We start from the raw sequence: 25081 nt of genomic DNA, 5'->3' as shown, positions 1-25081 counted from the left end.
GACTAAAGGTTAGCATTTAGGTAGGTGCTTAGGTTTGCAGTTGCTTTCTGGTCGCACAAACGTAGAATACGCACCAACCAGAGGTAAAATGACTCTACTCCTTCTGGAAAAGGTTGCTTAAGTACATTATCGCGGAGTGTGCTGAGCGGTGGCGTAAAGTCGAAACCCTGTGATTGGGAAAGTTTAAGGAAACCTTTATGTGCTTCGGGACTAATTGTAAACGGCATAGAGTCACCTTTAATCAATGCGCTGTGATGGCGGCCAATTGCCTGAGCAACAGCGATCACTAAGTAATCGAAGGCATCCCCTTCAATCTGATGTAAAGTGGCCCACTCGCTAAGCACCCGCAGGATTACGCAGGCACCTACACTAGCATGAGGTGGCCGATTTTTCAAAAATTTATCAGATAGTTTTTTGTCATCTTCGTTGTTTCGGTCAAAATCTGAATGGGCTAAGTATCCTTTATATTTAGGACTGTTTCTCTCTTCTGTGCCAAGTATTACCTGAAGTCTTGCGCTACGATCAGCAAGGGGTAAAATTTTTAACTCTTCTTTTGCGGCTTGATATCGGCACATAGAATGAGCCCAGGCTTCGTTCAATTTACCATAATCGTGATACAAAATCATTAGTCTAACAAATTCATCAATTCGTTCAGCAGTCAGATTTTTGATATGAAAATATTGTTCGAAATACGTTGCAAATTGATTTCGTGTGTAGAGTGACTGCTGTCTAAATTCCTTTTCATAACACGATAATAAACCTAGAGTATGCTGCGAAAAAGTATCTTTCTTAAGCGGACCAAATTCTTCTTTATTCGCTTTCCTTTCAGCTTTGCGCGACGTTCGGCCATAAGTATTAATCAAAAAGTTGTTGAGCCCAATAGACGAATCATACCCGAAATAGTCTGCATTCAGAAAAATCTTGTCTGGTATTTTTTCGAAGTCAGCAGTTGGAATACGCTGTAATGTTTGAGTTGGTTGTTCGTCGTCGTCTATAATATCGGGATCTTTCAGACACCAAGCCAAGTCATCTTCATTGTAGTTAGCAAGTTCCTTCGCTTGATTCAGCCATTTTACTAATGTCCATTTATATAAGCTCACTGTTTCATATGCAAATGGAATTCGTTCAACCTTCTTTTTATCGCTCTCATGAACTAGCACTACGTTGACACTCTGAATATCCCGAACTAAGTCTCGGTAAGCATTCTTGGCACATTCCTCCCAGCTACGGACAATACCACTATAATTACCCTCTCGTATCTTATTGAATAAAGCTCGCTCTTTATCTCCCAACAGATTCTCAATTAGGCTATTTGCTACTGACTCGTCAATGTAGTTGTAGCTTCGTAAAGCACTGATCGTTTGTTCGCAAAGCGTCCGATCATAAGGTAGATAAGCGTCTTGCATCCGCTTGATTTCTTTTTTATCCTCTTTTGTCAAATCGTCTCTTTTGAGCAAATCATTATACGATGAATCGTCTGCTTCATCTAGGATTGGGTATACACAGACTTGACCAAATTCACCGCCGAATCGAGCACAGCGGCCTATACGCTGAAGAAATGAGTTGATTGGTGATATTTCCGTATGCATTACATCACAAGAAATATCCATTCCGGCCTCAATAACCTGTGTAGAAATTAAGATGGCGTTGGTAGGAGGGCTTTCTTTCCCGAATATTTGTTTCAAGTCAGTTTCCTTTTCTTGGCGGTCTCTGGCTATGAATCGAGAATGAAGGCAGATAACTTTAGGTGGATTAGGTTTGTCAACGAAATAATCTGTTAACTGCTGATATAGTAATTGCGCCCGCTCTACACGATTACATAATACAATAGATTTCATTTTAGACGAGGCATTATAATCTGCTACAATATTACTAACTGTAATTGGGTTTTTCTTAAGAGAAAGACTACGTTTGACTTTACCTTCAGGAGCACGTAATGAATGAATTTTTGGCTTGTCCTGAGGAAAATTGTCCAGTGTCACGATCTCGCAATTAGCTAAATGCTTTTGCAAGCTTTGCATCATGTCTTTAGTTAGTGTAGCCGTCATGATACAAAACCGGCTCACTTGCTCCAATTTTTTTAATAAACCGATTGTGGTAGTCATCGATCGGTCTTCATCGAGCAAATGAAACTCATCAAAAACCAAGTAACTACCAATCAAAGACCCTGCGTTTAGATTAGCTTGTGCCCGTGACAAAGGCAGTGGAAAACACAAGAAATTACTTAGCGTTTGGTCAATGGTTGAGAAAACAAAGTCAGCTTCAAAGTAAGGATCGTCACTAAATTCACCCGTCTGTATTTTTATCGCTGTACCAGCCAGTTCATCAAGCTTCTTTTTAAGTTTCTCATTTGTCAGATCACCATGTATTGAGTTAGCTAAACTGCGTAGCGGCAAACTATAGACCAGTTTAGCGGGAAAATCAGTTAAAGATTTTTTCCGAGCATACAGAAAGGGCATAACCGAAGCCCAAGTTTTACCCGCTCCTGTTGGTACAGACAAAATCACATTTCTACCGGATAATAGTAGTTCTGCAACTCGAATTTGATAATCGTACGGCTCGAATTGATTGCCCAGAAGCTGTTGATAGAACTCTTTCATATTAGAAAAAAACAGGTCAGTAGTGAACTGCTCGTTGGCAAACAGTAATCTTCACTTGGCTTCGTCCAAGGTAGGTTTGGAAGCTACCTCTTAAATTGATTCAGTTTCCGCTATCAACTACTACTGATCCTGCTATGGTCATAAAACTACAGAGACCAGTAAAAGTTTCCAATTGAAGTGTCTAATAGTTTATATATCAATCATATTTTTTAAACTACTGAAAATCAGCAATTTAACGTAATCCAGATATTTTTGTATCTTCGCATATTCTGGATGGAATTGAAAGATTGATGTGTCAAATAGGTCTCATAATGGCTTATAATCGTACCAACCTAGGAATTAGCCCAGCTTAGTCTGGGCTATTTTGTATCCCCACCGCCCCGAACCCCTCGGCGTTGTACCGCCCAATCCCCGCCAGCACGGCCAATTCTAAAATCTCCTTCGGGCCGCTTAACTCGAACGTGAAGCCGAACCAGCCACGCACTTTCGTCTCCGCCCGCGAATCTTCTTTGATCGTGACCAGCCTGGATTTGGGCTCCCGGCTGGGTAGCAGTCGGTAGGTTATTGCCGATGTGACAAAGTCATCGGTGGACGAATCACCCGCTAAAACGGGCCGGGGAATGCTGTTCCACTTCGCCAGCAGGTTGTCGATCAGTAACGGTCCGAACTGTACGTCGGCGGGGTGCAGGTACTGATCCATGCCACGTTCATCCTTTTCGGCAATCACCACGGGTGAGAGCGTACGCAATTGGATGGTGTTTGTGGGAATCTCCACCGGCACGGCTTCGACACGCTCAATGATGAACTCTGCACGATGTCTGGGTGTCGCGATAACGCAGCGCTGGTCCTGAAACAGACCCATGATGAAATGCTGGGCTGCGCTATCGATAAAGAAGCTAACCACCCATTCGATGTGGGGCGTTGTCACCCACAGTCCCCCCGCTCTGGTATCGACGCGCGCGTTCGGGATAATCAGGTCCGAAAACGTGAACAGCTTGAACCGGCGTGTACTCGAATATTCGTAGCCCTGGCCGTGCAGAAACGTCGCGTACTGCTGATCAGCTTCCGCCAATACGGCATAGATGAACGCGCTCAATCGGTAGGCGTAATTGAAGGGTACAAGCGTCTGGCGGGCGACAGGTTTTAAAGTGATTCTGAACTGCATATCTGTTTATCGGCGTGGGTAGCGAAAGGTAAATTGGCGGCTTCGGTTGTTTTACTTGTTTCAACGCCTGTGTTTAGGCAACGGTAGGTAAATCGTGACCCAAAGGTGACTTCTGAAACGGCAATCTATTTGCCTAACCACACTTTTTTATGCCCATCGTTAAAAACCAATACGCACGCCTGAAGAAAATCAATGACTACCTGACTAGCTGGGGCGGCAAACCCAAATCGAAGGCAGACCTGCTTGACCGGTGCGGTTGCTCAGAACGTACGTTTCGCGAAGACATCCGACTCTTACGGGAGGAATATGGGGCACCGATTGCCTATGACTATCGGCAGCAGGGCTATTACTACACGCACCCTTTTGAACTGGCGGCTACCGTAACGCTTACAGACAAAGATCTGGCAACCTTGCATACGGCGCTGGTGACGCTGCAACAATTTCAGCACCTGAGTCTGTTTGATGATCTACGCGGCACGGTCGACAAACTCGACAAAGCCGTTCGGTTTCGCAGTAGTCAGGCCGACGATTTCGGACGATACATTTTCTTTGAATCCGTGCCGTATACCAAGGGGAGCGAATGGGTCGATGCTTTTTTACAGGCGATTCATCAGCGGCAGGTTGTGCAGTTCCAGCATCAGCGCTACGATACCGAGGTCACGAAAACGCACCAGATCTACCCCTACGTGGTCAAGGAACACCGGAATCGGTGGTATGTGGTTGGCTGGCGGCTGGCCGATGAGCAATTACGCGTGTTTGGTCTGGACCGGATTATTGCCGGCTCTATCGAACGGCTGGATACAACCGTAACACCACCGCTGTTCGATGCTGAAGCCTACTTTCGTCAGGCGCTGGGCGTCGCTGTCTACGATGATCCGGCCGAAACGGTTGTGTTATCCTTCACGCGTGAGCAGGGCTTTCGTTTTCGGGCACAACCGTTTTATCCGTTTCAGGACGACGACATACTTGTCGACAGCGACACCGAGTTCCGGGTACAGCTACAGATTATCATCAACGATGAACTAGTTTACGAACTGGCCCGGCTGGGTGGTTCGGTACGGGTTTGTTCGCCCCCGAAGCTACTTGATAAGCTGGTCTATTTTCATCGGTTGGCGCTGTCCCGCTACAGCGATTCGAGCAGTGTCCTGTAAGCAGGTAATTACTTCAGCACCTTAGTAATCTCATTCAGCTTTTCCATTTTCTGGACGAAGTCGCCTTTGAGCTGATTGCGGATGGCCGTCAGGTTGTCCAGCGTTTCCTGTAGGCTGTCGGGCAGAATGTCTTCCAGTACTTCCCGGAAGCGCTTGGCAAAGGTTGGCGACTTGCCATTGGTTGAAATGGCAATTTTCAGGTCGCCTTTCTTGACGACCGAACTCAGGTAAAAGTCGCAGAGGTCGGGTGTATCGGCGACGTTGACCAGAATCCGGCGGGCCTTACAGTCGATCTGCACCTGCCGATTTACGTCCTTGTCGTTGGTCCCGACGATGACCAGGTCTTTGTCGTTCAGATACAGACTTTCGTACGGTTTCTCGATCAGTTCCAGCAGTGGATACTGTTCGGCCATCGCGCGCAGCTCGGCCCGAATCTCGGGGGCTACCAGCGTAACGCGGGCGTCGGGCGAGTTGCCGAGCAGGGCCGTTGCTTTTTCCAGCCCCACGTATCCCCCACCCACGATGAGAATATGCAGGTGATTGGCTTTGACAAAAATCGGGAACAGCGTATTCATAGTCGTTCGGCAGGTTAGGGTACAAAAAAACTGCGTACCGGTCAGTGACAAACTTACGGTACGCAGTTACGCGAATAACAGATGCTATTAAAACTTCACACCCACGTTGACGCTCAGAATCCGGCGCTGGGTGTTGCTGGTATTGGCAATTACGTCCGCAAAACCGTAGTGGTAGGTGAAACCGACCAGCAGCGGACCCGCATCAAAACCGAGGTTCGCAATCCCGTTGATCGTAGCCGCCCGGAAATCGCCCGACTGGAAGTTAAACGCGTTGTTGTTGACGCCCAGCGGAGCGGCATATTCCGCACCAACGGCCAGCCGCACCGCCGAGACACCCCGCTCCGACTGCGCCAGTTTCACCCCGATCAGGGCTGGAATCTGAATGTACTTCTGATCAACGTTCGAGGTAATATCCTTCAAACTGGCCCCGTCGCCGGCCTGGTAGAAATCAGAGCTTGAGGTCATATACTCCGCACCGATCTGACCGTAAACCCGGCCACCACCCCGTACGAAGAAACCAGCCTGATAGCCCAGCCGTCCGGCCAGCCGATTCGATTGGACCGTCTCGCCGGCAAAGCGGGTCGAGTTGGCACCGGCGTAGATACCAAAGGTGAAGTGCTTGTAGTTTTCGCGACGTTCCCGCCGTTCCTCCGCTTCTACGCTCCGCTGCCCGTCTTCGAATCCTTCATCATAAGCCTTGCTCAAATCGCGCTCATCAAACATGCGGCCGTTGTTACGGTCGTCACCCCGACGATCTTCGTACCGGTTATCGTAGCGCCGGTATTCTTCGTTACGCCGGTTGTAGTCGCGACGCGCGTCAATCTCGTCACGCATGCGTCGTTCGTCATCTTCGCGCATCCGGCGTTCATCGCGGGGTGATGGCCGGTCGTTGCGATCGTCGTAGTTGTTGTAGCGTTGCCCGTAGGTGATGCTTGCGCTGCATACGCCAGCAAGCAGCAGACAAAGTTTTGCAGAGTTTTTCATAGTACGTTGACTTGGTTTATGTCCGATGGGACTATCTGTTGTTTAAAACCGACCCGTAGACTGATTGTTTGGCAGTTCTGTTGACCTACCTTTTGTTAGTTACTGAAACGGCCACCCCGTTGAGGGCGGCCGTTTTTACAAAGTGACTGGCCAGTTTAGAACCGGAAACCGAGGTTCAATGCCAGCATACGGCGCTTGGTATCCGCACCATTGTCGAATACATTTTGCAGACCCAGGTTGTAGTTAGCGTCCAGCGTAAGTGGTCCAAGGTTGATACCAACCCCAGCCAGACCGTTCAGGATCGTGCGGTTCAGATCGTCACGACCCAACTGGAAATTATTCTGACCAACTGCAACCAGAGCAGCCAGCTCAGCACCTACCTGCAGGCGAACACCCAGCGCACCACCCAGACGCAAACCTACATAGGCCGGAATGGCTAAGAACGTTTGATCAATCTGACCACTTGTGTTACTTACGGTTGTACCTGAACCAGTGCCTGTACGAATCAGATTCGACGATGAACGACGGAATTCAGCACCGATTTGGCCAAACACGGTACCTGCCGACCGGCCGTACAAACCGACCTGATAGCCCAGCCGGTATGCGTTGTCCTGAACGGGTTCGTTAACAAAGCGCGATGCGTTCACACCGGCGTAGATACCAAACTTACCTTCTTTACCCCAGGGACGATCGTCATCGCTGCGACGTCTGTTTGTCGACATATTGTCATTTCCTGTCGACGTTGTCGTCACGGTTGTCGATCCGTAGGTATTAGTACTCGGTGCCGTTGCTGCGTTGTTGTACGTGCCCGTCATATTGTCGTTCATGTTGGTCGGTGTGTTGACCGTTGTTGAACTGACGTTTGTCGCATCGGTTGCAGATACCGGAGCGGTTGTGTAGTTGTACGACGTTGTGGTTGTTGACGTACTTTCCGTTGTCTGAGCGGTAGCCATGCCTGCTGTCAGCAGAATGACGCCTAGTAGTGTAGCTTGCGTTTTCATACGTTGCTGGTTTCTTTACTGTTTGTACAAAAAAAGGGTGTAATCGAAATTACACCCCATTAACAGGCCACTACCAGGCAATGTTTTAGACTATTCTAATTTTTGCCTGTGCGGGCCAGGCTGCTGTACGACGTATATGGGTCCGTTAAATCGTCCGAAATGCCTTGAATGCATTGATAAGACCATTTGTTGATGCATCGTGACTGTCGATGCTGGTATCATCCTTTAATTCGGGTAAAATACGACTGGCCAGTTGCTTGCCCAGTTCTACGCCCCACTGATCAAAGCTGAAAATATCCCAGATAATCCCCTGGGTATAAATCTTGTGCTCGTACATGGCGATCAGCGCACCGAGCGTACGAGGGGTCAGCTTTTTGAACAGAATCGAGTTGGTCGGGCGGTTACCGGAGAACTCTTTGAACGGCGTCAGGAAGGAAACGTCGTCGGCATCTTTGCCAGCCTTACGCAGTTCATCAGCGACCTCATCGGCCGTTTTTCCGTTCATCAGGGCTTCCGTTTGCGCAAAGAAATTCGCCATCAGGATATTGTGATGCTCGCCAATCGGTCGCTGACTGATGGCCGGTGCCAGAAAATCGCACGGGATCAGCTTGGTTCCCTGGTGAATCAGCTGGTAGAACGCGTGCTGCCCGTTGGTACCGGGTTCGCCCCAGATAATCGGCCCCGTCTGCCACGTTACCGGCTTCCCGTCGCGATCGACCGATTTGCCGTTGCTTTCCATGTCGCCCTGCTGGAAGTAAGCCGCAAAGCGGTGCATGTACTGATCGTAGGGCAGGATGGCCTGGGTCTGCGCGCCGAAAAAGTTGTTGTACCAGATACCGACCAGCGCCAGCATAACGGGCAGGCTCTCCGCCGGGGGCGTATCCCGGAAATGCAGGTCCATCGCATGACCACCGGCCAGCAGCTCTTCAAACTTGTCGAAGCCGATGTACAGCGCGATCGACAGACCGATAGCCGACCACAGCGAATAGCGTCCGCCGACCCAGTCCCAGAACCCAAACATATTGGCCGGGTCAATCCCGAACTTTTCAACAGCCTGCTGATTGGTCGACAGGGCCGCGAAATGCTTGGCGATGTCGGCTTCCGAACCGCCGTTGTCGAGAAACCACTGCCGCGCCGTCTGCGCATTGGTCATAGTTTCCTGCGTCGTGAAGGTTTTCGACGCGATCAGGAACAGCGTATTCTCGGGCTTGACGCGCTGTAGGGTTTCGTAGATATGCACCCCGTCGACGTTCGACACGAAGTGAACACGCAGCTTCTTATCGTCGGCGTATGGTTTCAGGGCTTCCGTCACCATGACCGGACCCAGATCTGACCCACCGATACCAATATTGACGACGTCGGTGATGGTGTCGCCGGTATAGCCTTTCCATTCCCCGGACCGAACACGTTCGGTAAAGGTTTTCATCCGGTCGAGTACGGCATTGATCGCGGGCATCACGTCTTCCCCATCGACCATGATCGGCGTGTTGCTGCGATTGCGCAGGGCGACGTGCAGTACGGCCCGGTCTTCCGTTCGGTTAATTTTATCGCCCGAAAACATACGGCTGATGGCATCGGCAAGGCCAGCCTGATCGGCCAGTTGCAGCAGCAGGTCGAGCGTCTGCTGCGTGATCCGGTTCTTCGAAAAATCGAGCAGAATGTCCTCGAACTGCCGTGTAAACGTAGTAAACCGGTTGGAATCTTCGGCGAACAGGTCGCGCATGTGCCGGTCTTTCAACTGATCGTAGTGCTCCTGTAGCTGCGAGTAAGCGGGCAGCGCGGTAAAGGGGCGGTTGATAAGCATAGGTCGTTCGGGGTCGTTTGTTCGGCGCGAATATCGGAGGATTTGGGGCAACTCCACGCGCTTTTCCCTAGTTTTGCCCCCTTGTTTTATCCAATAGATGTCAAGGTTTATGACAGGATTACAGGATTGACGGGATTTTCTTTAGTTCTGCGCATCAGGTTGATTGACTATAAGAAGCTGACCGCTCTTTGGCAAATTTCCTTACCCCCCACCCCCTGAAGGGGGCTTAGTCGATAGACGAGCAAAGCACCCTTCAGGGGGTGGGGGTAGAGCAGGCCACTAAGTGACACGTACTCATCGTGCGATTAAATCCTGCCAATCCTGTAATCCTGTCCAGTCCCCTTCCTGTTTGCATGAATCAGCGAGTAACGTATTCTGTGGTGTTTGGCGTGGTGGGTGCGCTGTTGTTCATCCCCTTCCTGGGTGGCGTGCGCCTATTCGACTGGGATGAGATCAATTTTGCCGAAGCGGCCCGCGAAATGACCGTGCTGGGCGACTACCTGCGCGTTCACATCGATTTTAAACCTTTCTACGAGAAGCCGCCGTTCTTTTTCTGGTGTCAGGCGCTGCTGATGAATATCTTCGGCGTGGGTGAATTTGCCGCCCGGCTACCCAACGCCATCTGCGGAATCATCACACTGATTTACCTCTATAACCTGGGCCACAAGCTGCATGGTCACCGCTTCGGTATCCTGTGGGCGCTGGCCTACCTCGGTTCGGTAACGCCCCACCTCTACTTCCGATCGGGCATTATCGACCCGTTCTTCAACCTGTTCATTTTCGCATCGCTGGTCAACGTTATCCTGGCGTCGTGGAAACGCGACCGGCAGGCTGGCCCGATGATCGTTCCCAAGCCGGTGACGTCGTATCTGCTGACGGGTGGACTCGTGCTGGGTATCGCCATTCTGACAAAGGGACCGGTAGCGTTTCTGGTCGTCGGGCTCGTACTGGGGGTATACTGGCTGCTGGGGCGCTTTCGATGGTTCATTACCCCCTTGCAGTTCACCGGTTTTGCGCTGATGGCCATGCTGCTGCCGGCGCTCTGGTTTGGCCTGGAAACCTATCTCCATGGCCCCGCTTTCGGACAGGCCTTTCTGGATTACAGCATCCGGCTGCTCAGCACACCCGATGCGGGACACAGTGGGTTTCCGCTTTACCACGTCATCGTATTGCTGGTCGGCTGTTTCCCGGCGTCGATCTTCAGCATTCGCGGGCAGGGTAATCTGTTCCTCGAACGGAGTTACCAGCGCGATTTCCGCCAATGGATGCTGATTCTGTTCTGGGTTGTGCTGATCCTGTTCAGCATCGTACAGTCCAAGATCGTGCATTACTCGTCGCTGTGCTATTTCCCGCTGACCTATCTGGCGGCCCTGACGCTGTCGCAGCTCGAAACGGGGCGTATTGCGTTCAACGGCTGGCTGCTGACGGGGCTGCTGGTCGTGGGAAGCCTTTTCGTCATTGCCTTCACGGGAACGCCCATCCTGGCGCAACACATGGACATTGTGCGCGCCTTCGCGGATAAGGATGCGTTTTCGCAGGGAAATCTGAACGCCAACGTTCGCTGGACATTGTGGGCTACCATCCCCGGCATCTGGCTGGCCATCGTCCTGGGTGTCAGTCTGTGGGGGTATACCCACCGGCAGGCCCGCGCTGCAACGCTGACTCTTTTCGGTGGGACGGCGGTATTCCTGACGTTGGGGCTCTGGTTCTACGTTGGGCGAATCGAAGGAATTTCGCAGGACGCAGCGATGCGCTTTTTCGAGCGGGCACAGGGCAAAGATGTCTACGTCAGCACGTACGACTACCACAGCTACGGCCCTTATTTCTATGCCCGGTCGCAACCGGTACAGAATAAAAATTATTACAACAAAGAATGGCTGTTAACCGGCCCCGTCGATCGGGACGTATGGCTTATACGCAAAGCCTCCGACACCCCTACCCGGCTCGACTCATTGCCCGACGTCCGCAAGACCGGCGAAGAAAACGGCTTTGTTTTCTACCTCCGCAAGCGGAAGCAATAAAAAAGGAGCGGGGACCGACAGTGATGCCGGCCCCCGCTCCTCTTGCGTAAATATACTATTTGTGAGCGTCTTTAACCGAATCGGCTACAGCTTCGCGGTAATCTTTGCGCGCTGAATCCAGTTCTTTTTGCTCTTCGCGCACTTCTGAGGTATCCCCTTCGCGTTGCGCTTCAATTACATCTTCTTTTTGCTCCTGTACTTCTTCCGCTTTGTTTTCTTTTTTCGAATCGCAGCTCGTCAACGATGTTGCGCCGATGAAAGCAAAGCTCAGTGCCAGAATCAGGTGTTTCTTGTTCATGTCAATTGATATGGTTTGTCAGCATGAACGCCTATACGTTTGTATTGTTTAAAAATTGTTAAAAAATTTTCACGGCATACAGATAGTACTCAGTTCGTCTTCGTCCATAACGAAGGCGTTGAAGTCGACAGATCCGCGAATACCGCGTACCGCACCGGCATCGTTATGCTGCCAAAGATACAGATTATCACCTGGATAGGTCCGCAGATGGGCCGCTGAGTAGTCGGCGATCCAAAGCGGATACTCGTCCAGGTTTCCCTTGATGTACCGCTTGTACAAATTTCCGTTCGTGTAAATGATGGGCCGGACGTGGTAATGTTCCTCAACCGTTTCGAGCCACAGCCGCAGGCCGTTGATAATCGTCGAATCCGATTGCCGGTTGACCACCTCGAAGTCGACCACCGGCGCAAAATCACCGGACTGTAATTCGACGCGCCGGATAAAGTTGGTTGCCTGCTTAAGCGGGTCACGTGTGGGGTGGTAGAAGTGATACGCCCCCCGGCGCAGGTTGGCTTTCAGCGCCCCGTCCCAGTTTCGTTCGAAATGCCGGTCAGACAGGGTAGCGCCTTCCGTTGCTTTGATAAACACGAACTGAAGTCGTACGCCGTCCGACTCTACCTGCCGCACCCGCTCCCAGTTGATCCGGTCGTTATGGCGCGATACATCGATCCCGTGAATGGTGTAGCGCATGGGCAGTTGTATGCCAAACGCGCTGACCGGTTTCCAATCCATCTCGGGTTCGCGCCGAACCTTCCGCACAACGGTAATAATCGTCAGCAGCAGCAACAATCCGCCCACCAGCCACAATCCATACCGTTCCAGTACAATACGCAACAGCACCCGTATTCGCATATAACGCTATTCGCTTTTCATCCCGTTTCGGCAAAGGTAACGGACAAACGCCAGTCGGGCGGGGTAATAGCCATTCGACCATCGCCCCGCCCGACCGGCGTTCTAAAAAATGTGCGTGCTTATTCGTTGGTAGCAGGTCCTTCGCTGCCTTCCAGCTTCACGATCTTGTTGTAGAGACCCAGCAGCAGAAACGGTGCTGCCCACTGCCCTACAAACAGGCTGCGATCGCGGTCGCCCTGTGCCTGCAAGTACAGCGAAACGGCCATTGAACCAAGTGCCGACCACAGAAACAAGTCTGAAGGTAGTTTTGAGGTTTGCCGTTCGATTGCTTTGGCTATTGGGCCTTCTTTATCGGATGTTCCATCGTTTTTCGCCATGACGTGAGTTCGTTTAGTTATACGCTGAGGTTAACCGCCCGATCACGCGCAGGGTTTAGAAAAACGTACCACGTCATCCAGTTTCGACCGAAACCTATTTGTTTGGCTGGGGAGTAGTGCGCAGGTAAGGTTTTACGAACGTAACCCCCTTCGGAAACTTGCCTTCCAGTTGATCGTTTGACACGGCCGGCGTGACAATTACATCGTCGCCATCCTGCCAGTCGGCGGGGGTAGCGACCTGATAGTCGGCCGTCAGCTGCAGCGAATCGATCACGCGTAGCAGTTCGTTGAAGTTCCGCCCTGTCGAGGCTGGATAGGTCAGCGTCAGCTTGATTTTCTTGTCGGGTCCAATCACGAATACCGAGCGCACCGTTGCTTTTTCGCTGGCATTCGGGTGAATCATGTCGTACAGGGTCGCCACGTTCCGGTCGGCATCCGCGATGATGGGGAAGTTCACTTCCGTACCCGTTACGTCTTTGATGTCGGGGGTCCAGCGATTGTGCGAGTCCAGATCGTCGACTGAGACAGCGATTACTTTCACGTTCCGCTTGCCGAATTCATCTTTCAACAAGGCCGTGCGGCCCAGCTCGGTGGTGCAGACGGGCGTAAAGTCGGCGGGGTGCGAAAACAGCATACCCCATGAATTGCCCAGCCATTCGTGGAAGTGGATGTGGCCCTGTGTTGTATCGGCTTCAAAGTCGGGAGCAATGTCCCCAAGACGGAGTGACATAGTGTTCAACGGTTTAGTTTACAAACTCGATAAAGTTAATATAGTAACCAAGAAATGTAAAAACCGGCTATTGACCGGTTTCACGGGGTAAACATATGGACAAACGGGGAAAGTTCAAATCAGCTTTTCCTCGACGGCAATCCGCACCAGTTCGGCCGCATTCCGTACCTGTAACCGGCGCATCATGTTGGCGCGATGATTATCGACCGTACGAACGCTCAGTTGCAGCCGCTCGGCGATTTCGCGGCTGCTCATCCCATCGACCAGAAACTGGAGAATCTCCTTTTCCTTGTTCGACAGCCGTGACGGCTGCACGTCGCGCCCCTGCCGGTTGCCTTTTTTCAGCTGCTGCATGTAGCCGTTGAGGATGATCGACGCAACGGGCGAGCTGTAATACTTATCCCCCCCGGCAATCATCCGGATGGCTTTGACCATTTCGTCCGACGATGAATCTTTCAGAATATAGCCATACGCCCCGGCTTCTACGGAGCGCAGAATGTAATCTTCGTTGTTATGCATAGACAGCATCAGCACCCGTACACTCTTGTAGAGCCGGGAGATAACCTGCGTCGTCTGAATACCCGACATACCGGGCAGCGAAATATCCATCAGCACCAGATCAGGCTGGGTATTATTGGCCTGGTGGTTTTTCAGCTTTTCGAGTGCTTCTTCTCCATCGCTTGCTTCGTCGACTATTTCCAGTCCTTCAGCCTGTTCCAACAACAGTCGGATTCCGTCCCGAACGATCGAGTGATCGTCAACGAGCATCAATTTAGTTGGTGTCATACTGCGCAAATTGCATCTGATAGGGTATGCTGACGCGTAAACGCGTGCCTTTACCCGGCGTTGATTGAATGTTAAGTTTTCCTTTGAGTAACTCCGCCCGTTCGCGGATATTGTGTAGCCCCTGCGAGGGTGTTTTGCGCTCGTCAGGCCGATTTATGGGGCTTATAGCGGTGACATCATTAACTACAAAACCACGTCCATCATCGGTTACGATCAGGTGGATATAGTCGTCACGTTCGATTAATTCAACGACGATGTGGCCTGGTTTGCCGTGCCGAAGTGCGTTACTGATGGCTTCCTGTGTCACCCGATAGAGCATAATTTCGACATCTTTGTTGAGTCGAAGGCTGCCTTCCATATGGTGCACACAGCTTGTTTCAAAGGTAACGTCAACGCCACTGTTTCGGTTGCTTTCGGTCAGCATTTTCAGCGCCGGCAGCACCCCGAAATCGCTCAGTACGGTTGGCATCAGGTCGTTGGAGATCGCCCGTATCTCCTGAATCGTCTGCATAACCAGTTGTTTCAGATTAGCCATGTTCCGGTCGTAGCTAACCGTCTGTCCCTCACCGGTCGACAGCTGGGCTTTGTGCTGCCGCTTCATAAGCCCTTCCAGCCCTTCCAGTTGCAGCTTGATCGCCGTCATCATCTGGCCCAGTCCGTCGTGCAGTTCGCGCGACAGCCGCTTTCGTTCTTCCTCCTGCCCCGCGATCAGGTACGACGTACGCATGCGCTGCTCGTCGATTTCCCGTTTGTATTCCTGCCGGGTGGCTTCGAATAATTGCTGCCGGGTTTCCTGCAGCGACTGGTTCGCGGTTCGTAGCTGGTGGTTGGCGGCTTTCGTCCGGCTCTCCGCTTCGACAAGCTGGGCGACGGTTTGCCGGAGTCGGGCCGTAGCGGGCCGGATAATGAGCAGCCCAATCGCCAGTACCATCAGAATCGTGAATCCGTACAGATACAGCTCAATTGTCTGAAGCTGCTGCAAACGGGTGCGCAACTCGCTGTTGTACAGCTGAATAATCGTGTCGACTTTACGCAGAAAAGGGTTTTCGTTCGCCAACAGTAGGTTCAGGCTAGCCTGCGCCTGTGGCGTCTGTATCTCCGCTACGTTCTTCAGCGTCAGCAAGTGCCGGACACCATGCTGAAGCGCCTGAAATTCGGGCTGTATGGCGCGGTAGAGTTGCTGAACGGTGTCGGAATTGGTTAGGCTGATATTCAGGCTAGGGATGGTACCGGACCGACCCTGAATGTGGCTTTTTTCAAATTCATGAAACACAGCCCGCAGTTCGGACTGATTGGCCAGGAAGCGATCTTCTTCGTTGCGGTCGGCCATTTGCAGCGCCTGCTTGACGATCTGCTGGCTCTGGTGCCGCTGAAAAGCCGCATAGCGAATGAACAGCAATTCGTTACGAACTTTGGTTAGCCGCCACTGCGTCACTGTCTGGCCAACCGTCAGCAGTACCGACAGGATGACAAGCAGTGAAACATAAAGCCGAGTGAATCGGAATGGAATTGCCCGCGAGGTTTCCGTGTTATCGTTGAGTAGGTCAGACACAGGCCATTGGATCTGAGTGCTGAAAATTGAGTAAATGTAAAGAAAAATTGTAATTTCACCCCACGTTTGTCCTGGTAACATCTGGTAACATAACGCTCATGAATCGTCTTTTCATTCTTCTGCTGGTCAGCCTGGCCGTTTTTTCGTTCCGTGCACCGATTGCGCCCGTACGGCCTGTCACCAACACTACCCCTGTCGCTGCCGAGCCGGTCAAGCTGTCGTGGGAGTTGCTGCGCGATGTCACGTTCAAGAAAAAATGGTATGCTGAAGAATCGGTTTACATGCTTTACCCAACCTTCGGCCAAGGGGTGCAAAAGCTTAACGGTAAGGCAGTTGAACTAACAGGCTACGTGTTACCCGTCGATCTGGAATCCAACCTGTACGTGCTGTCGGCCTTTCCGTACAGCGCCTGTTTCTTCTGCGGTGGTGCCGGTCCGGAATCGGTCGTGTCGCTGAAGTTCAAGAAAGCGGGTCGCAAGTTCAAAACCGACGAACGCCGGACCTTCCATGGTACGCTGAAACTCAACGCCGACAATATTTACGAGTTGAATTATATTCTGGCTGACGCCGAAATGGTCGAGCAGTAAGCCTGTTTCCTACTATACGTTTTGGCCCCGCTGGTAGACATCAGCGGGGCTATTTTTTTGCCGTATACGCACGGAACCATCCACGCTAAACGTTAGCCACACGGTATGCACTGGTCTGATCTATTACCCATTCCGCCGGGCGCTTTTCCCATGGGGAAGCCCATTGCAGGGCGCACCAAAGCCGCCATTCAGGCCGCTATCGATGCGTCGACCACACCGGGCGAGCGCTTTGTACTCGTCGGCGAATACGATTTCTCGGCCGACCCGGACAAGCCGCTTGTCATTCAGAAAAACGTCGAACTCATCGGCACGGCGGGTACGGTATTCACCGGCAAACGCAGCAGTGGCGCACTGGTCAAGATCCACAGCATCAGCAAGGGGCTGACCCTGCGCAACATCACGTTCGTTTCGCAGGCGCTCACCAGCCCGACGGCTCTGGTCTATTGCAACGAGGAAGGCGACATCAACAACCTGCTTTTCGATACCTGTACGTTCATTGGCCATAAAAACGGCAACTACAATGCGGTGGGTATGAATGCCTGGTCAGCAGTTGGCAACAAAGGCGCTCGTTTTACCAACATCACGTTTCAGCACTGCACAGCCTCCGCCGGCCGGATGGGCTACGAGTTGCTGAGTCATAAAAACGACGGTGACCCGCGCATTACCAAGCTGCGCTTTATTAACTGCCGCGCCGAACAGTGCGGAACGGCCATCGCCGACTACGCCAACACGCATGGCATGGGCTTTTCAATTTCCGGCGACATTGCCGACGTTACGCTAACCAACCCAGTCTGCATCGACACCCTGTTAGGCATCGAACTGGTTGGCACACGCCGGTTCACCGTAGCCAACCCCCGAATCAGCAGTCAGCGCGTAGTCAAAACTACCGACAATCAACTGATCCGGTCGACCGGTATCAGCCTGAGCGACGGGGGCAGCCGGGGACAATCCGCGCAGGACGGGCGCATCACGGGCGGGGCCATCACGGTGTCGGGCCGAGTCATCAACGCCTTCTACGCCGACGCCGTTACCATGGCGGGCGGTACGCACGTTGGCGGGCAGCACGCACAGTTGCAGCACGGTACGGGGCTTCGTTTTCTCAACGTCAACCTGGAATGCACGGGTAGCCATTACGTAGCCGAATTTGGCGATGAGCGAAACGTTGTAATCGATGGCGGCAACTGGTCGCGCAAACGGGCGACAGCCGCCCCCCGCTACGAACCCCTCTCCTTCGACAAAAGCTGCTCGGGCACAGTCCGTAACCTGCATATCTGGACGAACAAAGCCATCAAAAACGGGCAGTCCGACAACTACTTCGGCAACGAACCGTTTACCAAAAACTACCTCTATTCTGCCAGCCCCGCTGTCCGTTGGGGCAATATCGTCTGGAACGGTGCCAAACAACCGGATCATTTGTAGGGTCGTAATCGTGCCAGAGCGACAGTATACAGCGTACGGTATCCGCTTATTGACAGACCTGATCATACGACAGACTATCATGCGTACCACACTTATCAAATGGCTCATCACGGTTGTGATGACACTGGTCATTCCGATCTCCGCTGTCGTTTACTGGGGGGCAACCAACTTGCGGGGAAAACTCTGTATTGCCCTGACGGGACTACTAATCAACGTAGTATTGGCTTTCTGGTACAGTTGGCTCGACCGTCGTCCCAAAAATGTCAGTGATTGGTTGCGGCATTGAGCGTCTCCAATTTGGCAGGTGCCTGTGTTGAACCTGTTACAATTACCGTCTACTTCTATTCATAAACAGCATGGTACCAGACAATGTGGTTTACCCGGTCTTTCCCGGCGGGATGACGGCGCTACAGGACTATATCACAGCCAATAAGCGGGCCGTTCAATCGGCGATACCAAGTGTGTTCGTCGAATTTGTAGTCGATACAGACGGTAAAGTAATTGATAGCCAGTGCGTGATTCTGGCAAGTGGTGGTGCGGAAGCGGATCAGGAAGCCGTACGCCTTGTCACAGAAATGCCTGTCTGGCAACCGGGTACAATAGCCGGGCAGCCTGCGCCGATTAAAATGGTGTTGCCGGTTACTTTTATTCCAGGTGGTCAGTGTGCGATCTGACAAGAGCAGCCAACGTCAGTGAGTCTCCGACAAGAAAGCCCGGTCGATGCGATCGGGCTTTCTTGTTGACTGACAAGGGCTTTTACCGATACGCTGATGCTACAATCGGCCGTACCACGAGTAGTGCAGTCACCAACCTTCAGGAATGATTCTTCTTTCTAGAACGAACATTCATTAGCACAAGGGCATCCCCCCTGTTGACGAGAAGTCATTTAACGATCGCGCCTACCGGCCGGAGCCGCCATCCCTATACTCATTCGGTAGTTTGACCGTTTATGCCCGCTGTTTTGGTCGTAAATGCCCCATTCTGTTTGGTCACACAGCCCTATAATTGTACTGTATCAACAAAAAATTTAACTTATTCGCACAACTAAACCACTTTATCATCATGAAAAGCGCTATTGTATTCGTGGGCTGTTTACTTACTCTGCTAGCCTGTCAGCAGCCGTATGATGCCGTAAAACAGGAAGATGTAACGAAGAACCAAGCCGCTAAGGCGACCGGAGCACGGGCGGGTGTCAATGGAATCGTGGGAGCCAACTGGGCCGATCAGCGTGATAACTTCGCCAATGACAAGTTGGTACTGAGCGGACTAACGGGCTCGGAAACGTACGCAGGTGTGCAAACAACAGCCGACAAGGTACTGGGTGGCTTTCAGAATCTGGGCATCAATACTGTCCGGCTACCATTGAATCCGCAAACGGTATCGACGGCCTGGTGGTCGTCGTATCAGGGCGCAATCGATAAAGCACTGAGCCGCAACATGAACGTTATCCTGGCTGTCTGGGAGAACACATCGTTTGCCGCCAACGGGAAGATCACGGATTACAACCAGTTCTGGAGTCTGTGGCAGACGGTAGTTGCCAAGTACGGCACAACGGCCAATGTTTATTTCGAGCCGATGAACGAACCACACGGCTATAGCGTGACTGAGCTTAAAACGTTTTACAATGATTGGCTAAATCGTTTTTCATCGGTTCCTCGGGGGCGCATCGTGCTGGGCGGGGCTGGTTACTGTACCGACGTAAACAGCATTGGCTCCGATACGCAGTTCGATGGTTGCCTGCTGGGCTACCACAACTATGCCTTTTTCAACACGGGAATTCAAACGGTCAATGGTTGGGATGTTCGCTTCGGACAGGACATAAATTACCCTAGTCGTACGATCATCACCGAATTTGGTTGTCCCATGACAACCGGCAAAAATTACAACGCACTGGCTTCAGACGGTGAAGTGGCGTATCTGCAAGCTATTACCGACCTGATGAACAACCGGGGCGTAGCCGGCGTCTACTGGCCGGGCCTGCGCACCAACGATTCCTACAGCATCACCACGTTCGACGGTACCAGTCTGTCGGTTACGAATGCAACGGGGCTGAACCGGTTGAAATATGGCTGGAGCCTTACTACCAGTTCGGGTGGTCCAACGCCGTCGTTCTCCACAAGCGCCTATTATCGGCTGGTCAACCGCAAGAGCGGTCAGGTGCTCGACGTGAATCAGGCGTCAACGGCCAATGGAGCAGCTATTATTCAATGGCCGTACAACGGGGGTACCAACCAGCAGTGGCAGTTTGGCAGTCTGAACACCAACTTCTCGCTCAAAAACCGCAATAGCGCCAAACTGCTCGACGTCAATCAGGCATCGACGGCGAACGGAACGGGCATCATTCAGTACCAGCAAAACAACGGTGCCAATCAGGAATGGATCATCACCGACGTCGGTACGGGATACTATCGGCTGGTGAACCGCAACAGTGGTCTGGCGCTCGATGTCAACCAGGGGTCGACGGCAAACGGGGCTTCGATCATTCAGTGGCCGTCCAACGGAGGCACCAATCAGCAGTGGCAGATCGTGCAGCAGTAAGTAACGACCAGCCGTTTAGTAACCGATAAACAAGCATTTCTGTCATTCCGACGCCAGGGGGATTCTTCAGTAGCAACCGATTGATTTCCGCTCACTACGGATTCCTCCTGACGTCGGAATAACAAAAAATAGTAGCCTTGTTCCAGTGGTTGATTATGCCGACGTAGAATCGGGTTGGTGCTGCCGGATGTACTCGGAGGGCGATACGCCGTGGAGTTGCTGGAAGGCTTTGCGGAAATGCTTCAAATCTTCCAGGCCGACCAGCTCGCAGACCTCCGACACACGCAGCCCGCCGGTACTCAGCAACTGGGCCGCCCGCTTCATGCGGATGTCGTTGATAAACTCGATAACCGATTGCCCGGTGGTGCTTTTTAGCCGACGGAAAAATACGGACCGGCTCATGCCCATTTCGCGAATCAGCCACTGGGCCGAAAAATCGGGTGTAGTCAGGTTGCTTTCGACCAGACTCATCGCTTTCTCCAGAAACAGGCGGTCGGCGTCGGGAATGACGACGTTGGCCGGTTGCAGCAGCAGGTTTTGCTGGTAGTACTGCCGCAGTTTCAGGCGGTTGGTCAGCAACATGGTCACCCGCGCCACCAGCAGACTAGGGTTGAACGGCTTCCCTACGTAGTCGTCGGCACCCGTTTCCAGTCCTTCCAGTTCGTGCGCAGCCGCCACGCGGGCCGTCAGCAGTACCACCGGGATATGGCTGGTTTTGGGATGCTGCTTGATGAGCCGACACAGGTCCAGCCCATCGCGATGGGGCATCATGATGTCGCTAATGACCAGATCGGGCAGTTGGTGCAGCACCTGCTCCCACCCGGCCTGTCCGTCGTTGGCGGTGATGATGTCGAAGCTGGCCGTGAACAGGCTGACCAGGTAGTGACGCACGTCATCGTTGTCTTCCACGATCAGCAGCCGTTGTGTTGGCAACGGAGCCGGTGCCGGCGTACTCGTCAGTACCGGTTCGGAAGTCGGCTCGTCAACCGGCGGATTATCGGGCGACAGATCAGCGGGTGAGAGGTGCGCCGAGCCGAACGGAAGCTGCACGGTAAAGGTCGTCCCCTGACCGGGTTCGCTTTCTACAGCAATGGTTCCGCCCTGCCGCTCGACAAACTGCTTGACCAGCGACAGCCCGATACCGGAACCCGTCAGCCGGATCGTTTCGGCCTGCGACGCCTGGTAGTAGAGGTCGAAAATACGGTCCAGTTCTTCGGGGGCCATCCCCCGCCCTTCGTCGCAGATGTCGATTTGCAGATAATGGTCCGTCAGCTTCCCCGCTGCGTAGTGGGCCGGCTGGTCGGGACTTCCGCAAACGGTAACCCGCAGACTAACCCGACGCCCCGACGGCGTGTATTTCAGCGCGTTGGCCAGCAGGTTGATAACGATTACTTCCAGCTTGCTGCGGTCGAAAAAGAGCGGAATCGGTAGTTCGTCGCTTGCCGGCTCGCGGTCGTGCATATCCACCCGGATAATTTCGAACGTAAACTGAATCTGCTGTTCCTCCGCTTTGAGCCGAAACATCAGAAATAGCTCGGTCAGAAAGGCCAGCACGTCCTGCTGGGTTACACGCAGCGGAATAGCTGCCGACTCGACCCGCCGAAAATCCAGCAGCTGATTGACCAGCGACAGCAGCCGCCGGGTCTGCTGATGGACCAGCAATACTTTATCTTTTGATTCGGCAAACCGGGCCGCCGACTGCGCCAGTTCTTCCATCGGGCCCAGAATCAGCGTCAGCGGGGTGCGCAGTTCGTGCGATACGTTCGTGAAGAAGCGCAGTTTGAGATCGGTCAGTTCCTTTTCTTTTTCGTACTGGAAATGCTCGAAAGCCACCTTGCTCTTCAGCGCCTGCTGCTGCATCAGGATACGCCGGGCGACCCAGAGCGCGACGCCGATCAGCACGGTGTACAGCAGGTAGGCCCACCAGCTTTTCCACCAGGGCGGCAGAATGCGCAGTTGCAGGGTAGCGGGCTTCACCGCCCAGCGTCCTTCGCCATTGTCGCCTTTTACCATGAACGTATAGTCGCCAGCGGGCAGGTTGGCAAAGGTAGCCGTGCGCTGCCCGTCGGCGGGTCGGACCCAGTCATCGTTGTACCCGACCAGTCGGTACGCGTAGCGGTGCTTGCGGGGGTTGGCGAAGTTCAGTCCGACGAATGAGAGAGAAAAGTCATTTTCACTGTCGCGGATTTCGATGACCTGTGGTTTGTCGAGTGCTTCGGGAATAAGCACCCGCCCCCCAACCATTTCGCCGATGGCAACGGGTTTGTTGGCCAGCGCCAGCCCCGTCAGTCGTACAACCGGCGGGTAGGGATTGGGCTGAATCTGCTGCGGCTGAAAGTAGGTAACCCCGTTGACACCCCCGAAGTACAACGTTCCGTTATTAGCCCGCCAGGCCGCGCCGATCTTAAACGAATTGCTTTGCACCCCGTCGACCACGTCGTAACGCAGGAGCTGCCGCGTGCGCGGGTTAATCTTGAGCAGACCCGACCCACCACACCAGATGTACCCCTGCTGATCTTCAAGCAGACTCTCTATATCGCTATCGGGTAGCCAGTCGGTGCAGGGCCGGACCAGATCGGTGCCGTCTTTTCCCGGAATGATCTGGTGTAAGCCGCCCCCAATGGTACCGACCCAGATCGTACCGCTGCGGTCTTTCAGCAACGGCCAGGCGTAGTTGACCCGCAGACTGCTGGGATTGTGCTCGTCGTGGGCATATTGCCTGAGCAGGTCCAGCCCGTCGGGACGAATGCGCAGTTTCAACACGCCGGCGTCTTTCGTACTGGCCCATAGCACGTCGGTCGTTTTGTCGTAGAGCAAAAACGTAAACCGACCGGTAGGCAGCGGCCCCTTTTCCGGCGTATACTGCGCCAGTACCCGCCCAGTACGATCGATGCGTACCAGCCCATTGTAGAATGTCGCCAGCCATACGGTTCCGAACCGGTCTTCGGTCATGCTCTCGATATGGCGAAACGGCCCCGACGACAGCGGGTAAGCCGTCAGCACGTCGCGTCCCTGCCGCCGACGTAATGCGTACAGCCCATCGTAGCGCGTTCCCATCCACAGCGTACTGTCGGACGCCTGTAGCAGGCACGACCCGTCGATGCCCGTTACGTTGCCGGGCAGCGAATTGCTGAGGTAGTTGCGGTACGTTTTGCGGGTCAGGTCGTAGCGGGAAAACCCATTGCGGGTCGCCATCCAGAGAAGATTTCGCTTTTCTTCCTTGTAGATAGCGTTGACGTAGTTGTTGGGCAGTGTAGGCTGCTGACTGGGTTGCCGGTGCAGGTGCCCGAACGGTTTTTGCCGCAGATCGACCTTATTCAGCCCGTCGGCCGACACCGCCAGCCAAAGCACCTGAAATCGATCTTCCAGAATGGCGTGAATCCGCCCCGAGTTGATTCCATGCGGGTCGTCGTCGTGGGGTTGAAAGGTTGTTACCTTCCCCATGATACGCGGTCCCTGCCCACCCGTTGTTTGCAGCGGCACTACGGTTAGCCCGAAATCCGTACCGACCCAAAGTCGCCCGAACGAGTCGCGGTACAGACAGCCGATACTACGAAACGTATGCGTTACCGTTTCCACCCGGCCGATGGTTGTTCGGTTCAGTTCAGCGCGGGGTACCCAGAGCACTTCATTATTGGTACCCACCCACAGGTCGCCCTGCCGATCGAGGGCCAGTGTCAGCACCTGGTACGATGCCAGCCGTAACGCCAGTGTCGCCACGGGCCGGGACTCGGTAGCCGGTACCCGGTACAAACCCTGATCGAGCGTCGCAATCCAGACCGTGCCTGCCGAATCACGGGTCAGCTCGGTAATTTCGACCTGATCGGATGTCGCTTTCGGTAGCCGCACCTGGGCAACAGCGGCAAGCTGCCCGTCGGGCTGGTGTGTCAGCCGGAACAGGCCCTGTCCGCGCGTACCCACCCACAGATTCCCCCGGCGGTCGCTGCTGATGGTAGTTATTTCCGAGCGGGTCAGTCGTTGGTACACGGTTCGGTCGGCGGCTGGCAACTCGGTCTCATCCAGTCGCACGAAGCGATCCTGGTCGGGGCGATACAGGCTGATACCCCCGCCCTCGGTACCGGCCCAGAAGCCCCCCGCGCTGTCGACGTGCAAGGCCCGGACCCGGTTGTTCGATAAGCCGTTGGCATTGTCGATGGGCAGCAGGTAGGGTTTGATGCGATAGCCGTCGTAGCGATCGACGCCGTTGTTGGTACCGACCCAGATAAAGCCCTGCGTATCCTGCGCGACAGCCATCGCGTCGCTGTGCGACAGCCCATCATTCACCGTAATGTGGTCGAAGCGCAACTGAGCCGGGTCTTGTTGCGCGTAGCTAACCAGGCTGCTCGCCAGCAGGAGCATCGCAACCAGTAACTGGCCGACGAAGCCATTCATCGCATGGCCTGATTTTGCCGCTTTTATCCGTTGATGAAACATATCGAAGTACTAGAAGCCGCTACTGGCTTACCAGCACCCGACAACTAAGACCTATAAAAGTACCAGTTTTTACGGATTCAGTGATAAGGCATTCGGCAAAAGAAAAGGCCTGCTCAACCGTACCTTGGTAACCAGTTGGTCGTTTAGCCCCCCCTATTCGGCCAGTTTCACCCCCGGCTTCTGTGTTATAGCGATTTAGTTTTGCAC

General features: G+C 53.2%; 20 protein-coding genes. 7 read left to right on the top strand and 13 right to left on the bottom strand.

Annotated features, from left to right (window positions below; genetic code table 11):
- Positions 1-2: 2 nt before the first annotated feature.
- Together cas3 and cas6 are read right to left on the bottom strand one after the other, a co-directional pair.
- Positions 3-2600, bottom strand: coding sequence for a CRISPR-associated helicase Cas3' (gene cas3, locus CLV58_RS09665; RefSeq protein ID WP_106137595.1), 2598 nt, complete (start codon positions 2598-2600; stop codon positions 3-5).
- Between the two features lie 349 nt (positions 2601-2949).
- On the bottom strand, positions 2950-3765 hold the full coding sequence (gene cas6 / locus CLV58_RS09660; RefSeq protein ID WP_106137594.1) for a CRISPR-associated endoribonuclease Cas6: 816 nt from the start codon (positions 3763-3765) through the stop codon (positions 2950-2952).
- 149 nt (positions 3766-3914) lie between these two features.
- On the opposite strand from cas6, the gene CLV58_RS09655 reads away from it, so the two are divergent.
- Complete coding sequence (locus CLV58_RS09655; RefSeq protein WP_106137593.1) at positions 3915-4916, top strand: helix-turn-helix transcriptional regulator; 1002 nt, start codon at positions 3915-3917, stop codon at positions 4914-4916.
- A gap of 8 nt (positions 4917-4924) precedes the next feature.
- Here CLV58_RS09655 and CLV58_RS09650 read toward each other — a convergent pair whose 3' ends face one another.
- The 4 genes from CLV58_RS09650 to pgi form a co-directional block, all read right to left on the bottom strand.
- On the bottom strand, positions 4925-5491 hold the full coding sequence (locus tag CLV58_RS09650) for a precorrin-2 dehydrogenase/sirohydrochlorin ferrochelatase family protein (RefSeq protein ID WP_106137784.1): 567 nt from the start codon (positions 5489-5491) through the stop codon (positions 4925-4927).
- 87 nt (positions 5492-5578) lie between these two features.
- Positions 5579-6475 (bottom strand): hypothetical protein, encoded by an 897-nt coding sequence (locus CLV58_RS09645; RefSeq protein WP_106137592.1) that lies wholly within the window; start codon positions 6473-6475, stop codon positions 5579-5581.
- A gap of 155 nt (positions 6476-6630) precedes the next feature.
- A complete protein-coding gene (locus tag CLV58_RS09640; RefSeq protein WP_106137591.1) occupies positions 6631-7476 on the bottom strand; it encodes a porin family protein in 846 nt (281 codons plus the stop codon).
- Positions 7477-7621: 145 nt separating this feature from the next.
- Positions 7622-9280, bottom strand: a complete 1659-nt coding sequence (gene pgi / locus CLV58_RS09635) for a glucose-6-phosphate isomerase (protein WP_106137590.1) — start codon at positions 9278-9280, stop codon at positions 7622-7624.
- A 353-nt stretch (positions 9281-9633) separates the two neighbouring features.
- Between pgi and CLV58_RS09630 the strand changes: the two genes are divergently transcribed.
- Positions 9634-11301, top strand: a complete 1668-nt coding sequence (locus tag CLV58_RS09630) for an ArnT family glycosyltransferase (protein ID WP_106137589.1) — start codon at positions 9634-9636, stop codon at positions 11299-11301.
- A gap of 55 nt (positions 11302-11356) precedes the next feature.
- Here the strand turns inward: CLV58_RS09630 and CLV58_RS09625 are convergent, their stop codons facing one another.
- The 6 genes from CLV58_RS09625 to CLV58_RS09600 form a co-directional block, all read right to left on the bottom strand.
- Positions 11357-11599, bottom strand: coding sequence for a hypothetical protein (locus tag CLV58_RS09625; RefSeq protein ID WP_106137588.1), 243 nt, complete (start codon positions 11597-11599; stop codon positions 11357-11359).
- Between the two features lie 69 nt (positions 11600-11668).
- Positions 11669-12451 (bottom strand): glycoside hydrolase family 25 protein, encoded by a 783-nt coding sequence (locus CLV58_RS09620; RefSeq protein ID WP_211300836.1) that lies wholly within the window; start codon positions 12449-12451, stop codon positions 11669-11671.
- A 119-nt stretch (positions 12452-12570) separates the two neighbouring features.
- Complete coding sequence (locus tag CLV58_RS09615; protein WP_106137587.1) at positions 12571-12828, bottom strand: hypothetical protein; 258 nt, start codon at positions 12826-12828, stop codon at positions 12571-12573.
- 94 nt (positions 12829-12922) lie between these two features.
- Positions 12923-13558: a peroxiredoxin gene (locus tag CLV58_RS09610; protein ID WP_106137586.1), complete on the bottom strand. Its 636-nt coding sequence runs from the start codon at positions 13556-13558 to the stop codon at positions 12923-12925.
- Between the two features lie 114 nt (positions 13559-13672).
- Positions 13673-14344, bottom strand: a complete 672-nt coding sequence (locus CLV58_RS09605) for a response regulator transcription factor (RefSeq protein WP_483881772.1) — start codon at positions 14342-14344, stop codon at positions 13673-13675.
- Positions 14331-15896 (bottom strand): sensor histidine kinase, encoded by a 1566-nt coding sequence (locus CLV58_RS09600; RefSeq protein ID WP_106137782.1) that lies wholly within the window; start codon positions 15894-15896, stop codon positions 14331-14333. The genes CLV58_RS09605 and CLV58_RS09600 overlap by 14 nt, the downstream gene beginning before the upstream one ends.
- Positions 15897-15994: 98 nt before the next feature.
- On the opposite strand from CLV58_RS09600, the gene CLV58_RS09595 reads away from it, so the two are divergent.
- The 5 genes from CLV58_RS09595 to CLV58_RS09575 all read left to right on the top strand — a co-directional run bounded on the left by CLV58_RS09595 (position 15995) and on the right by CLV58_RS09575 (position 20440).
- Positions 15995-16483 carry a DUF3299 domain-containing protein gene (locus CLV58_RS09595; RefSeq protein WP_106137584.1) on the top strand — a complete coding sequence of 163 codons (489 nt, stop codon included), beginning with the start codon at positions 15995-15997 and terminating at the stop codon, positions 16481-16483.
- A gap of 105 nt (positions 16484-16588) precedes the next feature.
- Positions 16589-17902: a hypothetical protein gene (locus CLV58_RS09590; RefSeq protein ID WP_146141402.1), complete on the top strand. Its 1314-nt coding sequence runs from the start codon at positions 16589-16591 to the stop codon at positions 17900-17902.
- A gap of 79 nt (positions 17903-17981) precedes the next feature.
- Positions 17982-18188, top strand: a complete 207-nt coding sequence (locus CLV58_RS09585; RefSeq protein ID WP_106137582.1) for a hypothetical protein — start codon at positions 17982-17984, stop codon at positions 18186-18188.
- A 70-nt stretch (positions 18189-18258) separates the two neighbouring features.
- On the top strand, positions 18259-18576 hold the full coding sequence (locus CLV58_RS09580; protein ID WP_106137581.1) for a TonB family protein: 318 nt from the start codon (positions 18259-18261) through the stop codon (positions 18574-18576).
- Between the two features lie 388 nt (positions 18577-18964).
- Positions 18965-20440, top strand: coding sequence for an RICIN domain-containing protein (locus tag CLV58_RS09575; RefSeq protein ID WP_106137580.1), 1476 nt, complete (start codon positions 18965-18967; stop codon positions 20438-20440).
- 153 nt (positions 20441-20593) lie between these two features.
- Here CLV58_RS09575 and CLV58_RS09570 read toward each other — a convergent pair whose 3' ends face one another.
- Positions 20594-24874: a hybrid sensor histidine kinase/response regulator transcription factor gene (locus CLV58_RS09570; RefSeq protein WP_245882287.1), complete on the bottom strand. Its 4281-nt coding sequence runs from the start codon at positions 24872-24874 to the stop codon at positions 20594-20596.
- Positions 24875-25081: the final 207 nt, after the last annotated feature.

It is taken from the genome of Spirosoma oryzae, from assembly GCF_003002825.1.
GTDB classification, from domain to species: domain Bacteria; phylum Bacteroidota; class Bacteroidia; order Cytophagales; family Spirosomataceae; genus Spirosoma; species Spirosoma oryzae.
This window is presented reverse-complemented; position numbering and strand designations above follow the sequence as displayed.